This is a genomic window from Pseudarthrobacter sp. NKDBFgelt (genome assembly GCF_046097905.1).
Taxonomy (GTDB): Bacteria; Actinomycetota; Actinomycetes; order Actinomycetales; family Micrococcaceae; genus Arthrobacter; species Arthrobacter polychromogenes.
In genome coordinates, this window is record NZ_JBJURL010000090.1 from 1 (window position 1) to 14,894 (window position 14,894).

Below are 14,894 nucleotides of genomic sequence, written 5' to 3' on the forward strand. Positions count from 1 at the left end.
GCTCCCGTGCGGACAGCGAGCGACTCCCGGGCTTCGCGGCGCGCAGCCTGCTCGGCAGGGCGCGGCACGGGTGACGCTGCCACGAGCGCCTGCGTGAAGGGGTGCCTGGGGTTCTCGGTGACGGCGGCCGCGGGCCCGCTTTCCATGACCTGCCCCCGGTAGAGGACCACCACGCGCTGGGCCAGGAACTGGACCACGGCGATGTCGTGGGCGATGAAGAGGTAGCCCAGGCCCCGCTCGTCGCGCAGGTCGGCCAGGAGGTTCAGCACCTGCGCCTGGGTGGAGAGGTCCAGGGCGCTGACGGCTTCATCGCAGACCACGAGTTTGGGGTCGCAGATCAGGGCGCGTGCCACGGAAATGCGCTGCCGCTGGCCGCCGGAGAACTGGCTGGGGTACCGGTCCACGGCGTCCCGCGGGAGCCCCACGCGTTCCAGCATGTCCTCCGCGCGCTGCCGGGCGTCGGCAGCGCCCACGCCGCGGAGCCGGAGCGGCTCTGCCAGCGAAGAGCCCACCGTGTTCCGCGGATTCAGCGAGGAGTTGGGGTCCTGGAAGACGGCCCGCAGTTCGCTGCCCAGGGCCCCGCGCTGGGCACCGCCGGCGGACGTGATGTCCTTGCCCTCATAGGTGATGGTCCCTCCTGAGACCTTCTGGAGTCCCAGGATGGCCTTGCCGATGGTGGATTTGCCCGAGCCGGATTCCCCCACCAGGCCCACGGTTTCCCCGGGCGCGATGCTGAAGCTGACGCGGTCGACGGCGGCGGGGGCCGCGGCTGCCTTGCGTCCGCGGCCGTAGCGGACCACCAGGTCCTTGACGTCCAGCAGCGGCTGGGCTGCAGCCGGCCGCTGCGCGTCAGGGCGGACTGAGGTTGTGGTGCTCATGCGTGGTCCTTTTCTACAGTCCGGCGTTCCAGTCCGGCAGGTGCTTTGGCGGGTCCGGCCGGGGCGGTTCCGGCTTCAACCAGGTTCAGGACGTGGTGGCTGGGCACGTCGGTGGCCACCCAGTCCAGGCCCTCGACGGCGAGTTCGTCCGCTTTGACGCAGCGCACCAGTCCGTCCCCGGTTCCGGAGGGAAGCAGCGGGACGGGCACCATGCAGGCAGAGCCGGCGAACTGGCAGCGGGCGGCGAAGCGGCAGGTGCTGGGCCAGTCCTTGGGCTGGGGAACCTGGCCGCTGATGGTGGCAAGGCGCTCGGGCATGTCCGCGGCGTGGTTGGCATGCGGGTCCGCGGCCAGCAGGGCCAGGGTGTAGGGGTGCCGCGGGTTGTCCAGGATGCTGTCCGTCCGGCCGTTCTCCACCACCTCGCCGGCGTACATCACGGCCACCTGGTCGCAGAGGTCGGCCACGACGCCAAGGTCGTGGGTGACCATCACCACGGACATCCCGGTGTCCTTCACCAGGCCGCGCAGCAACGAGAGGATTTCGGCCTGCACCGTGACATCCAGCGCTGTGGTGGGTTCATCCGCCACGAGCAGCCGGGGCCGCCCGGAGAGTGCCAGGGCAATGGCCACGCGCTGGGCCATGCCGCCGCTGATCTGGTGCGGGTAGGTTTTGAGGATGCGGGCGGCGTCCACGATGCCCACCTTCTCCAGCAGGCCCAGGGCTTCGGCCTTCGCCTCGGCCCTGCCCATTCCGCGGAGGCGCCGGATGGCCGCGGTGAGCTGGTAGCCCACGGTGAACATCGGGTCCAGGGCACGCATGGGTTCCTGCGAGATCAGGGCGACTTCGCGGCCCCGGACGCCTTCCATGTCCTTGTCTGTTGCCGCGGCCAGGTTCCTGCCGTTCCAGAGGATCTGGCCGCCGGTCACGGAAACGCCGGAGGGCAGAAGCCCCAGGAGGGACAGCGCGGTCATGGTCTTTCCGCAGCCTGACTCCCCCACGAGGCCCAGCACGGTGCCGGGTTCGACGTCGAAGGAGACGTCGGTGACCAGGCGGACGCCGTGGCCTGCACCGTCAGAGTCCACGCCGACCGAGAGGTTGCAGACGCTGAGCGTGTTCTTGGCTGAATCGTTGGGGGCGGGGGCTGCTGCAGCGATTGCGGCCACCGCTTTTGCCCGGCGGCGCCGTGCCGCGGCCGAAGGCAGGTGCGACGCAGTTGCGTTAGGTGCCTTGCCGAGGGCGTTGCCGATCGCGTTGGCGGACAGGACGGTGAGCGCCAGCACAGCACCGGTGGGAACCATGAGCCAGGGTGCATTATAGACGTTCTGGGATGCGCCCTGGATCATGCCGCCCCAGCTCGGTTCGGGAATGGGCGGACCAAAACCGATGAACGCCAGCCCGGCCTGGATGAGCATGCCGACGGCGAAGATCAGGGCGCTTTGCACCACGATGGTGTTCGCCAGGCCGGGCAGGACATGCCGGAGGCTGATGCCCAGGGTGCTGACTCCGTCCACCTTGGCTGCGTCCACGTAGAGCTGGGACTGCAGGGACTTGGCCTGGCCCAGCATCACCCGGTACATGCCCGCGGAGATCAGCACGCCGAGGATGGCCATGATCAGCGGAATGTTGGTTCCCACTGCTCCGATGACGGCAAGGATGATCACGGTGCCGGGCAGGGACATCATGACTTCTGTGACGCGGCTGATCACCGTTTCCACGCGGTCACCGGCGGCTGCCGCCAGCATGGCCAGGATGGTGCCAAGTCCGACGGCGACCATCACCGTGATCATGGACGTCCCCAACGTGCCGGCTGCCGACGCGAAGATGCGGCTTAGGATGTCCCGGCCAAGTTCGTCGGTGCCGAGCCAGTGCGCGCCGGTGGGTCCGGACAGGACAGCGGTGAAGTCCTGGTCCTCGGTCTTGTAGGGCAGCCAAAGCGGCGCGGTCAGCGAGGCGGCCACCAGTACGGCCAGCCAGATGACCCCGGCAACGCTTGCCGGTGAGGCGAACAGCTTGCTGCCGGAGAATTTCTTCACCGCGCTTTGGCGGAGTGCCTTGGGAAGGACGGCAGCCGCCGTCGGCTCCGCTGAGTCTGCGGGTGCGGGGGCAACGTTGGGAATCATGAGGCACGCAACTTCGGGTCGAGGAACTTGGTGGCGAGTTCCAGCACCAGGTTCACGGCGACCACCACCACGGTGGCGATCACCACCACGCCCTGCACGGACGGGGCGTCATGGGTGCTGACGGAGTTCTGGACGGCTTGGCCCAGTCCGGGCATGGCGAACAGCTGCTCGGCGATGACGGAGCCGCCGAACAGCTGGATGAACTGCAGCGCGATGCCGGCCACGATGGGCAGGCTGGCGTAGCGCAGGGCGTGGACGTACAGGATCTTCCAGGTGGGCGTGGCCGTGGCGCGGAGGGTCCGGATGTGTTCCTGCTGCAGCGCCTCGAGCATGGAGGCCCTGGTCTGGCGGGCGATGAACGCTGCCCCGCCCACGGCCAGCGTGATCACGGGCAGGGCCAGGGACAGCGCCCAGTCCTGCGGCGAGGCCTCAAACGGAACATAGCCGGTGGCCGGGAAAACGGAGGACTGGACCGCCAGGAGGTAGACAAAAATGATGCCGATCCAGAAGGCCGGGAGCGCCACCGCCATGCCGCAGACACCGCCGATGACGCGGTCCGCCATGCCGCCGCGGACGGCGGCGGTGACGCCCAGTCCAATCCCAAGGACAGCACTGAGCAGCGTGGCTCCGGCAGCAAGCGATGCTGTGACAGGGAGTCTGCTCGCAAGGTCCGCACTGACCGACCGTCCGTCAATGAGGGAGATTCCGAAGTCGCCCTGGACGGCGGCGCCGAGCCACGTGAAGAACTGGGCCAGGAGCGGATCGTTCCAGCCGAGGCGCTGGTTGACTTCAGCGATCGCTTCCTGGCTGGCCCCGGCACCGAGGGATACGGCTCCGGGACTGCCGGGCATTGCGTGCACCAGCAGAAATGCCAGTACCGCAACTACCAGCACGGTGGCCAGCGCCATCAACAGGCGCTTGGTGATGAATAGTGCCATGGTGACCTCCATCGGTCAGGCCCCCGCCGGGCGGACTCTTTATGCGAGCCCGCCCGGCCGGAGCGGGAATTAGCTGGCCGGCGTGTAGGACGAGAGGAGCGGGTAGGCGTTGGTCCCGGCGAACTCCACCGGGGCCACCTTCTTGGTGTTGTAGCCCTGGTTGGTCAGTGCCTCATATAGCGGGATCATCCAGCCCGATTCCACCAGCCGCGTGTTCAGCTTGGTGGCTGCTGCCTTGACGGCGGCGTCGTCCTTGGCGGCGGCCAGCTCGCCCGTAGCGGCGCTGAGCTGCTCGTCGGTGGCCTTCTGGACGTTGGTGAAGCCGTTCAGGACTGCTCCGTACATGACGCCAACGGGGTTGTCCCAGTTCAGCGGCGCGTAGCCCAGCGGGGTTGTGGCGACGGCGGCGAAGGCTTCGTCAGTGGAGGAGGCCATCTTCACGTTCATGGTGATTCCGACGGCGGCGAGGTCCTTCTGGACGGCCTGCAGGTCCGTCTGGGTCTGGGCACTGGCGATGATTGTGAAGTCGAAGCCGTCCGGGTAGCCGGCCTCGGCCAGCAGGCTCTTGGCCTTTTCCGGGTTGTAGGCGAACGTGGTTTCGAGGTCATTGGTGAAGCCGGCGGAGTCCTTGGGCAGGGCGTTCCAGGCGGGGATGTCACCCTTGTGCAGGGCATCCACGAGGGCCTGGCGGTTGACTGCGTACTGAATCGCCTGGCGGACCTTCTCCTCAGCGAACGCCGGGGCGGTCTTGCCGATCTTGTCAAAGGAGATCATGGTGTTGACCGTGCCGCCGATCTGGGACACACCTACGCCCTTGGACTTTGCGAAGTCAACGGTGTTTGAGGTCAGCATTGCCACATCCGCCTGGCCGGACACCAAAGCGTTTGCCCGGGCCTGGGGATCCTGGACCACGCTGAAGATGACCTTGTCGAAGGCGTACTTGGACGCTTCCGGGTTGTCCTCCTTCTTCACCAGGACGTACTTGTTGCCCTTCACGGTGGAGGGATCCAGCGTGTAGGGGCCGGAGCCTGCCGGGGTCGCGGCGAGGCTGGCGGAGTCGGTGACGCCGTTTTTGCCCACGATCATGCCGGTGGTGGATGCCAGGTTCTTCTCGAATCCCGGCTGGGGCTTGGCGAAGGTCAGGGCGACTTGGGTGGGGCTGACCACGTCAACGGAGGTGATTTCCTGGGCGCCACCCTTGGCTACTGCCGAGTACGCGCTCAATGCGGGGTCCGACCGGCGGTCCAGGTTCGCTTTGACCAGCTCGGCGTCGAGCTTTGAGCCGTCCGTGAAGGTCACATCGTCCTTGAGGGCGAGCGTCAGGACGGTGTTGTCTGCGTTGTAGCTGAACTCCTTGGCCAGGCCCGGACCTGCGGAACCGTCCGGCTGCAAAGCCATCAGGCTTTCGTAGAGGCCCTCAAAGAACTGCCGCTGGGCAGCCGAGACGCGCAGCGGGTCGAAGCCGAACGAGGCCGAGTCGCTGTCGACAGCGAGGGTCAGGGTGCTGGTGTCCACTGTGGCAGTGGCCTGGCTGGATCCGCCGCCGCAGGCGGTCAACGATCCCAGCAGGAGCGCGCCAGCCAGAACGGCGGAGCTCGCACGGGCAGTGGAGTTCAGGAGTTTCATGTAGTGCGCCTTTGCATTCTGATGTGACATCGGAGAAGAACGGTGTGGGGGGCTGGCTGCTCGCCGGCTCTCCACAAGCATCGGCCGGGCGCACTGGGCACTCACATGAGAATGTCATTGATTGAAAAGGTATTGTGGTCCCGGTCACGCGACGGGAAAGGATTGGAAGCCAGGGCAGAGCGGCCCATGCGCTGTTCGTCGGCGCTGACCCGAAAGGAACCACATGACCACGGCATCACCATTCCCGCAGGACTTCCTCTGGGGCGTCGCCAGCGCCGGCCACCAGGTGGAAGGGAACAACGTCAACAGCGACACTTGGTTCCTGGAGCACCTCCCCGGCAGCATGTTCTCCGAACCGTCCGGAGACGCAGTGGACCACTACCACCGCTACCGCGAGGACATTGCCCTGATCGCCAGCCTCGGTTTCACCACCTACCGCTTCTCCATCGAGTGGGCACGCATCGAGCCGGAAGAAGGGCTGTTCTCCACGGCCGAGCTCGACCACTACCGCCGCATGCTCGAGGCCTGCCACGAGCACGGCCTCACCCCCGTGGTCACGTTCCACCACTTCACGTCCCCGCGCTGGCTCCTGGCCCTCGGTGGGTGGGAAGGCGCCCGGACGGCGGAGCTCTTTGCCCGCTACTGCGGCCGCGTGATGGCGCATCTGGGCGACCTCATCGGCGTCGCCTGCACCCTGAATGAACCCAACCTCCCCTGGCTCCTGGAGTCCTTCGGCATCGGCGGCGAAGCCCCGGAAAACCGCGGCTCCGTGCCGGTGTGGGCCGCAGCAGCCCAGCGCCTCGGCGTGGACTCCAGCACCGTTGCACCCTTCCAGTTCTGCTCCACAGAGGCCGGATTCGACGTGAAGCTGGCGGCACACCGGGCCGCCACTGCTGCCATCAAGGCCCACCGCCCCGACCTCCTGGTGGGCTGGACGCTCGCGAACTCTGACATCCAGTCCATCGAGGGCGGCCAGGAAATCGCTGACCGCGTGCGCCGCAACGTCAACGAGCGCTTCCTGGAGGCCTCCCGCGGCGACGACTTCGTGGGGATCCAGACCTACGGCCGCACTGTCTACGGCCCGGATGGCCACGCGCCGGCACCGGACGGCGCGGCAACCAACCAGATGGGTGAAGAAATCTACCCGCAGGCCCTCGAGGCCACTATCCGGGAAGCCCACCGCGTTGCCGGCATCCCGGTGATTGTCACCGAAAACGGCCTGGCCACCGAGGATGACAGGCAGCGGGTCGAATACCTGCGCGTCGCCGTCGACCGCGTGACATCCTGCCTGGCGGACGGCATCGACGTCCGCGGCTACATTGCGTGGACGGCCTTCGACAACTACGAATGGGTATTCGGCTACGGACCCAAGTTCGGCCTCATCGCCGTGGACCGGGAAACCCAGGAACGGACCCCCAAGGAAAGCGCACTCTGGCTGGGCAGCCAGGCACAGGTGCATACAGACCAGGAACACACCGGCCTGGACCACCCAGCCCAGGCACCTGCTTCCGGGGCCGGCAGGGCACCCCAGCCCGCCTGACCGCCGTCGCGCACTTCCGTCCCCAGCACCTGTACATCCCGAAAGGCTTTCTTCCATGCCCGGACCACTGGACGGCATTACCGTCGTCGACCTCACCCGCGCCTTGGCCGGTCCCCACGCCACCATGATGATGGCTGACCTGGGCGCCCGCGTCATTAAGGTCGAATCCCCCGACGGCGGCGATGACACCCGGGGCTGGGGGCCACCTTTTGTGGGGGATGCGGATGAGCGCCAGTCCACGTATTTCCTGTCCTGCAACCGGAACAAGGAATCCATCACCGTCGATTTAAAGAGCGACGACGGCGCGGAGACTTTGCGCCGGCTGATCCGGAACGCTGATGTGCTGGTGGAGAACTTCCGGCCCGGAACCCTGGACCGCCTCGGCTTCCGTCCGGAAGCGGTGGAGGAGCTCAATCCCCGCACGGTCATCCTTTCCATTTCCGGATTTGGCCACGACGGGCCCGAAGGCGGACGGGCCGGCTACGACCAGATCGCGCAGGGGGAAAGCGGCCTGATGTCCCTCACCGGATCCGGGCCTGACGATCCGCAGCGGGTGGGAGTTCCAATTGGTGACTTGCTGGCCGGGATGTACGGAGCGTACGGGGTGCTGGCGGCCTTGCTTGAGCGGGAGCACACCGGCCGGGGGCAGGTGGTGCGCACCTCGTTGCTCGCGTCCCTCGTTGGAGTCCACGCGTTCCAGGGCACCCGCTGGACTGTGGCCGGCGAGACCGGTGCGGCGCAGGGAAACCATCACCCGTCCATCGCCCCGTACGGCCTGTTCCGGTGTGCGGACGGGGCCGTGCAGATCGCCGTCGGTTCGGAGGGTCTGTGGTCACGGTTCGCAGCGTTCGCCGGGTTGGATCCTGAGGACCAGGCATTTGCGTCGAATGCGGCCCGCGTGGAAAACCACGCCCGGCTCGTTGCTGCGATCGAAGCACACTTTGCAGCCCATAAGGCCGAAGACCTGCTCACTGCCATGAAGGCGGCCGGCATACCGGCGGGGAAAGTCCGGACCATCGACGAAGTGTACGCATGGGACCAGACCAGGTCCCAAGGGCTGGCGGTTGGGGTCGAACATCCATCCCTCGGACCCATCGAGCTCCCCGGCCCGCCCCTGCGGTTCTTCGATCACGCGGGCGTTGAAACCACCAAGCGGGATCATGAGGCTCCGCCGCTGCTGGGCCAGCACCGGGCATCCGTCATGCAGTGGCTGGGCCAGACGGTGACTGTATGACCCAGCAGGCTACGCCGGGCCGCATCAGCCCTGAAGAACTCATTGCCCTGGCCCTCGACCCCGGGAGCTTCCGTACCTGGGATCGGCCACTCCCCCGGCTGGCCATCGAAGAGGGCTACGCCGAGGAACTGGCCGCCGCGAAAGCCAAGTCCGGGCGCGATGAATCGATCATCACCGGCGAAGGATGCATCGAGGGCCGGCGGGTGGCCGTCATCCTCAGCGAGTTCACCTTCCTGGGCGGCTCCATAGGCGTTAGCGCAGCAACCCGGATAACCGAGGCGATTGAAAAGGCAACACACCTGGGTCTACCGCTGCTGGCCTCCCCTGTATCGGGCGGAACCAGGATGCAGGAAGGGACGGCAGCCTTTGTCCAGATGGCCCGGATCACCGCCGCGGTCAACGCCCACAAGCGGGCCCGCCTCCCGTACCTGGTCTACCTTCGGCACCCCACCACAGGCGGGGTGTTCGCGTCCTGGGGATCGCTGGGACACGTCACTGCTGCCCAACCGCAGGCGATGATCGGATTCCTGGGACCGAAAGTGTACAAAGCGCTCTTTGGCAAGGAATTCCCGGCCGGGGTCCAGCAATCCGAGAACCTTCACCGCCACGGGAAAATCGATGCGGTCACCCACCCCCGCCACCTGCGAAAATTCATCATTGGCATCCTCACCGTACTCAATGCCAATCCCGATGAGTTGCGGACAGGGAACCACCCGGACTCTGCGCCAGCTGTTGATGATGCGGACACCGGAGCCAGGGAAACCCAATCATGGCCTGCCGTCACGGCCTCGCGGCTCCCGCTGCGCCCCGGCCTGCGCGACTTCCTTCGCCTGGCCGCGGGGGACCTGGTCCCCTTAGGCGGAACCGCCGGAGAAAGCCCCAAAACCCTTGCGATCGCTTTGGCAACCATCGGGGGCCGGGGAACAGTCGTCGTCGGGCTCGACCGCAAAGGGGCCGACGGCGGAGCCACCTTTGGCCCCGCAGAGCTGCGGGAGGCCCGGCGCGGGATGGACCTGGCTGAGGCTCTGGGGCTACCGCTGCTCACCGTCATCGACACCCCGGGCGCAGAACTGTCAAAAGAAGCGGAAGAGGGCGGCCTTGGACAGGAAATCGCCCTCACTCTGGCAAAGCTGCTCGATCTGCGTGTCCCCACCATGACGCTGCTCCTGGGCCAAGGGGCAGGTGGCGGAGCCCTGGCCCTGTTTCCCACAGACCGAATCGTCGCCTTCAGCAACAGCTGGCTCGCACCGCTGCTACCCGAAGGGGCCAGTGCCATTGTCCACGGAAACACCCGCCACGCGGGAGCCATGGCCCAGCAGCAAAGAGTAAGTGCTTCGGCTATGTTCCAGGACGGCTTGCTCGACGAAGTGCTGGAAGAGCCCGACAGCTTCCAGGCACGGTCCGCTAATATTTTCCTGGCCAAGGCAGCGTCAGCGGTGGATCAGCACTTGCGGGACATCGCGACCACCGACCTCGACGTCCTCATCAAGGACCGTTCCCGCCGCTACGTCCCGGGAAGGCCCTAAAGCGACAACCATGACAGACGCCAAACCGCCTTCGGGAGCCGTCCGCGGCACCACGGTCAGCGTGGAAGGAACACCGGTCCACCGATTCCTGGGAATCCCCTACGCCGAGCCGCCGTCAGGCTCCCGGCGCTTCCGCCCGCCAGCCCCGGCCGCGCGCCGGCAAGAGGTGCGTGACTGCACAACGCAGGGCCCCGCAGCGCCGCAGAACCCCGAGTCCCACGCGCCGCCGGGCACGGAACCACGGACATGGAGCGAGCATGACTGCCTCAACCTGAACATCTGGACGCCCGCTGTGGAGGACGGCGCCAGGCCGGTCATGGTGTGGGTTCACGGCGGCGCCTACCTCTCCGGCTCCAACAGTGACGCCATGTACGACGGCGGCAGCCTCGCCGCTGCTTCCGGCACCGTAGTGGTGACGGTCAATTACCGGCTGGGCGCACTGGGTTTCCTGCACCTGGCGGAGGTGCTGGGGGCCGGCTACGAGGATTCCTCGAACCTCGGCCTCCTGGATCTGCTGGAAGCGCTGCGCTGGATCCAGGGCAACATTGGGGCTTTCGGCGGCGACCCTGGCAACGTCACGCTGTTTGGGGAGTCGGCAGGGGCGGCCGCTGTCGGCACCCTCCTGGGCATGCCGTCGTCGTCCGGCCTTTTCAGGCGGGCCATCATGCAAAGCGGTACCGCGGAACGCTACCGCAGCCAGCTGGAGTCCACCCGCATCTGTGAGGAGTTCCTGGCGCTGTGCAGCCTGGACAGGGCCCGAGCCCGGGAGGTCCTTACCCTGCCCGTTGAGCGGATCCTCACAGCGCAGGAAGAACTGGTGCGGCGCGCTGGGGAAGCGACCTTCGCAGTTCCGTTGCCTTTCCAGCCCACAGTCGGGACACCGTCGCTTCCGCTGCCGCCCCTGGACGCGGTGCGCGGCGGGCTCAACACCGGGGTGGACCTGCTGCTCGGAACGAACCTGAACGAGGGCTCATTCGCCGTCGAGATGCGTCCTGGCACTGCAGCGGACCCGGACTACCCGGACCGTGCCGCAGCCGTGCTGTCCGGCGCAGGGGTCCCGCGGGCGGCTGCCTCCGGCTATGCGGAGGCGCTCACCCGGCTGTTGGGCAGGGAACCGGCAGGCAAGGAACTCCTGGAGGCCGCCATTGCCGACTCCGTCTACCGGCAGCCCAGCAACAGGCTCCTCGACGCGCGGAGTGGAGCCGCAGGAAGGACATTCTCCTACCTTTTCACCTGGCGCAGCCCTGCCATGGGCGGAAAGCTGGGGGCCTGCCACGCGCTGGAGATCCCGTTCGTGTTCCGGCACGCGGACAGCCCACAGGCAGCCTTCCTCACTCGCGGTAAGGCGCCAACGTCAATCAGCAACGCCATGAGCGGCGCGTGGGCGGCTTTCGCGCAGGCCGGAACTCCACGAATGCCCGGGCTGGAGTGGCCGGAGTATGAACCGCAGCGGGCCACGATGATCCTGGACGAGACGCCCCGTGTGGACGCCGACCCCCGCCGGGAGCTGCGGGAGTTCTTTGACGCCGTCAGGCTGCGGCCAGCGAGTTAAGCGTGTCCCGGATCCCGTTCAGTGCCGGATCCCGGAGCGACATGAAGGCCGGCTTCAGGAGCGGCTGGATAATCTTGGCGGGTCCTTTGATACTGAACTCGGCCGTGTACTTCACCACCGAGCCGGCGCCATTGGGGCTGACGTCGATGGAATCGAAGGAGGTGACGGTTTTGTTCTCACCCCGCAGCTTGATGTGGTTGTCCGTCAGCTCGATGACCTCGTAGACCAGGCTTTGCCGCTTACCCCGGAACTCGGCTTCGGCGTGGTATTTGTGCCCCACGGCCACCGGCCCCGGCGTGACTTTATCCATGACAGGAGTGTTGGGATCCCACTTGGGGGTGTTCTCGAACTGGCTCAAAAAGGCAAAGGCCTTCTCGGCGGACAATGTGGTTTCCACGCTTCCAGCGACTGTGATCATCACCCCAGTGTAGGAACAGGCCGCCCGCAAACACAGCCCCCGGCTATGGACACGGCGGCCGCAAACCTCGTGGCCTAGCCGTTTCTTGGTAGTTTCGTAGTTCGCCCCGAATAGTCTCGGCCCCCCCGGGTACAGGGATTATGGACAGGGCGGCCAGGCAGCACGCCTTGGGACCGCGGAAACAACTTGTAGAAAGAGGACTCATGCGGGAACCTATGGCCAGCGACGGTGTCTTTGAATCGGAGACCGTTGCAGGTGACGACCAGGAAGCAGGTTCGGCGGCAGCTGAGCCCTTGGTGGAACCGGACGTCAATTTCGACGAACATCTTTATCCTGCCCGGCCCAAGGCGCTGAGGCCGACAGCGCGCCGCCGCCAGTACTACGCCACCAGGCCGTCCTTCGAATTCGATGGGCGGAACGCGGCCTACGTCGAATGGCTTCGGAACCAGGCGATGCTGGGAGATGCGAACGCACTGGCCCGGCAGCTGTCCGGGCAGGCCAGCATGTGGCAGAACTCCTACGCGCACCCCAACCCCCGGGCCGCCGTCGAGCGCGCACCGGTGTGGTTCACCGCGTACCCCCTGTCCTTCATCACCAGGTCCAGCCAGTCCTTCCTCTCCGCCCTGGGTGATCCGGCCATGTGGGAAGCCTTCAGCGAAATCGGGATCCGGGCCATCCACACGGGCCCGGTCAAGCTCGCGGGCGGCATCAGCGGCTGGTCCCAGACGCCCAGCGTTGACGGGCACTTCGACCGGATCAGCATGGCGATCGATCCGGTGTTTGGCACGGAAGACGAGTTCCGCTCCATGTGCCAGGTGGCCGCGGACCACGGCGGAACGATTATCGATGACATTGTTCCCGGGCACACCGGCAAGGGTGCCGATTTCCGCCTCGCCGAAATGAACTTCCGGGACTACCCCGGGATCTACCACATGATTGATATCCCTGAGGAGGACTGGCACCTGCTGCCGGACGTGCCGGAGGGGCAGGACTCGGTGAACCTGAGTCCCGACTCCGAACAGGCCCTGCAGAAGGCCGGCTACATCATCGGCCGGCTGCAGCGGGTCATCTTCTACGAGCCCGGCGTCAAGGAAACGAACTGGAGCGCCACCCGGGCGATCGTTGACACCACAGGGAAAACCCGCCGCTGGGTCTACCTCCACTACTTCAAGGCCGGCCAGCCTTCCATCAACTGGCTGGATCCAACCTTCGCCGGAATGCGCCTGGTGGTCGGCGACGCGCTGCATTCCCTGGTTGACCTTGGCACCGGGGCGCTCAGGCTCGATGCGAACGGCTTCCTGGGCGTGGAGAAAAGCGCCGAAGAGCAGCCGGGCTGGTCCGAGGGGCACCCGCTGTCCGAGGCAGCCAACCAGCTCATCGGGTCCATGATCCGCAAGGTGGGCGGGTTCTCCTTCCAGGAGCTGAACCTGACCATCGACGACATCAAAGCCACCTCGGAAGCAGGCCCGGACCTTTCCTACGACTTCATCACGCGGCCGGCGTACCACTACGCGCTGGTCACCGCCGATACCGAGCTGCTGCGCCTGGCGCTCCGCCTGTCCATGGAGATCGGCGTCGACCAGGCGTCACTGGTCCACGCGCTGCAAAACCATGACGAACTGACCTACGAGCTGATGCACTTCGCTGCCGGACACCGGGACGAGATGTTCGAGCTCGCCGGCCAGGAGCTCACGGGGGCTCAGCTCGCGGAGCAGGTCCAGCAGACCATGCGGGAGCGCCTGACCGGGGAGAACGCCCCCTACAACGCGGTGTTCACCACCAACGGGATCGCCTGCACAACGGTCAGCTTCATCATGGCCGCCCTGGGGGTCCAGGACCCTGACGCGATCACTCCGGAGCAGGAGGCGCAGATCCTGGATGTGCACATCCTCCTCTCCATGTACAACGCCCTGCAGCCGGGCGTCTTTGCCCTGTCCGGCTGGGACCTTGCCGGCATCACAGCGCTGGACCGCAAGAGCGTCGAGGAACTCACGGCCCAGGGTGACACCCGCTGGATCAACCGCGGGGCGCACGACATCATGGGCACCAGCCCGGATGCAAAATACTCCTCCTCCGGCATGCCGCGGGCCCGCAGCCTCTACGGCCCGCTCCCCGACCAGCTGCAGGACCCCGGCTCCTACGCCAGGCGGCTCCAGCAGATCCTGGCTGTCCGGGAGGAACACGGCATCGCCACAGGGTCGCTGCTGGATGTGCCGGGCGTTTCGCACCGCGGCCTGCTGGTGATGGTCATCCAGCTGGGCAGCGGAGCGCTGGAGGTGACCGTGCTGAATTTCTCCGACCAGGATATTGCCGGCAGCATCCAGTCCAGCCACCTGGTCCCCGGGTCCGCCGTGCACGACCTGTTCAGCGGCGCATCGGTTGGCCAGGTTGACGACCTGCACAGCTTCTTCCTCGAACTGCCTGCCTTCCAGGGGACGGCACTGCTGCTGACAGAGGAGGACGCCGCCCCCGGCGAGGAGGAAGGCGTGGAGCACGGGGAGGTATCGCCGTAGCGGACGGGATGCCCGGCGCCGTTCGGGAATCCCTTTGAGTTGTGAACCGTTAACTGAATGTGCGGCTGACGTGCCGCGCCGTTAACGAGGGATTGAATGAACGCGAAGTTTGTTTCAGTGGAAGACGACGCCGGGAAGGTCACCCGGTACGTCCGGCATGCCAACGGCGGCGGGCTTGTTGCCCCCGGAGCCTCGGTCCCCGAGAATACCCGCATCGGCCCCATGACGTATGTGGAGCAGGGTGCCAAGGTGGGTTCCGGGTGCCGCATCGGCCACGGCAGCTGGATTGACCGCGACGCCACAATCGGCGAGCGTGCCATCATTGGCGACGGCGTACGCATCGGCCGGGGAACGGTGATCGGAAACCGGGTGAACATCGGCAGCCATTCGCGGATCGGCTCCGGGGTCCTGATCGAACACGGAGTCCAGGTCCACGCGGACTCCGCCGTTCCGGACGGCGGGCAGGTCCTCGCGGGCACTGGGCGCAACAGGCCGTCTCGGCTCAGGCGGCCACGCGGCCCCTGCTTGGCCGGTGCTGCCTGCCCTTCC

At 66.6% G+C, this 14,894-nt stretch carries 11 protein-coding genes; 6 read left to right on the forward strand and 5 right to left on the reverse strand.

The genetic code is table 11. From position 1 onward, the window contains the following. The 4 genes from ACKAE7_RS18205 to ACKAE7_RS18220 form a co-directional block, all read right to left on the reverse strand. Nucleotides 1-878: ATP-binding cassette domain-containing protein (locus ACKAE7_RS18205; protein ID WP_408979938.1), on the reverse strand; the 878-nt coding region annotated here is incomplete at its 3' end. Beyond that, nucleotides 875-2,998, reverse strand: coding sequence for a dipeptide/oligopeptide/nickel ABC transporter permease/ATP-binding protein (locus ACKAE7_RS18210; protein WP_408979939.1), 2,124 nt, complete (start codon nt 2,996-2,998; stop codon nt 875-877). The genes ACKAE7_RS18210 and ACKAE7_RS18205, both read right to left, overlap by 4 nt. Beyond that, complete coding sequence (locus ACKAE7_RS18215; protein ID WP_104185625.1) at nt 2,995-3,948, reverse strand: ABC transporter permease; 954 nt, start codon at nt 3,946-3,948, stop codon at nt 2,995-2,997. Before ACKAE7_RS18215 ends, ACKAE7_RS18210 begins: the two co-directional genes overlap by 4 nt. Before the next feature lie 57 nt (nt 3,949-4,005). Beyond that, nucleotides 4,006-5,562, reverse strand: coding sequence for an ABC transporter substrate-binding protein (locus ACKAE7_RS18220; RefSeq protein WP_408979940.1), 1,557 nt, complete (start codon nt 5,560-5,562; stop codon nt 4,006-4,008). Nucleotides 5,563-5,785: 223 nt separating this feature from the next. Between ACKAE7_RS18220 and ACKAE7_RS18225 the strand changes: the two genes are divergently transcribed. The 4 genes from ACKAE7_RS18225 to ACKAE7_RS18240 are packed head-to-tail and all read left to right on the forward strand — an operon-like array spanning nt 5,786 to nt 11,414. Beyond that, a complete protein-coding gene (locus tag ACKAE7_RS18225; RefSeq protein WP_408979941.1) occupies nt 5,786-7,102 on the forward strand; it encodes a glycoside hydrolase family 1 protein in 1,317 nt (438 codons plus the stop codon). A 55-nt stretch (nt 7,103-7,157) separates the two neighbouring features. After that, nucleotides 7,158-8,336, forward strand: coding sequence for a CaiB/BaiF CoA transferase family protein (locus ACKAE7_RS18230; RefSeq protein WP_408979942.1), 1,179 nt, complete (start codon nt 7,158-7,160; stop codon nt 8,334-8,336). Continuing rightward, nucleotides 8,333-9,862 (forward strand): carboxyl transferase domain-containing protein, encoded by a 1,530-nt coding sequence (locus tag ACKAE7_RS18235; protein WP_190612873.1) that lies wholly within the window; start codon nt 8,333-8,335, stop codon nt 9,860-9,862. Before ACKAE7_RS18230 ends, ACKAE7_RS18235 begins: the two co-directional genes overlap by 4 nt. A gap of 10 nt (nt 9,863-9,872) precedes the next feature. After that, on the forward strand, nt 9,873-11,414 hold the full coding sequence (locus ACKAE7_RS18240) for a carboxylesterase/lipase family protein (protein ID WP_408979943.1): 1,542 nt from the start codon (nt 9,873-9,875) through the stop codon (nt 11,412-11,414). Here ACKAE7_RS18240 and ACKAE7_RS18245 read toward each other — a convergent pair. Next, nucleotides 11,392-11,832, reverse strand: coding sequence for an SRPBCC family protein (locus tag ACKAE7_RS18245; protein WP_104185628.1), 441 nt, complete (start codon nt 11,830-11,832; stop codon nt 11,392-11,394). The genes ACKAE7_RS18240 and ACKAE7_RS18245 overlap by 23 nt on opposite strands. A 203-nt stretch (nt 11,833-12,035) precedes the next feature. Here ACKAE7_RS18245 and treS point away from each other — a divergent pair, with 203 nt between their 5' ends. Both treS and ACKAE7_RS18255 read left to right on the forward strand, forming a co-directional pair. Then, nucleotides 12,036-14,345 carry a maltose alpha-D-glucosyltransferase gene (treS, locus tag ACKAE7_RS18250; RefSeq protein ID WP_408979944.1) on the forward strand — a complete coding sequence of 770 codons (2,310 nt, stop codon included), beginning with the start codon at nt 12,036-12,038 and terminating at the stop codon, nt 14,343-14,345. Nucleotides 14,346-14,441: 96 nt separating this feature from the next. After that, a partial coding sequence (locus tag ACKAE7_RS18255) for a hypothetical protein (RefSeq protein ID WP_408979945.1) occupies nt 14,442-14,894 on the forward strand: 453 nt, incomplete at its 3' end.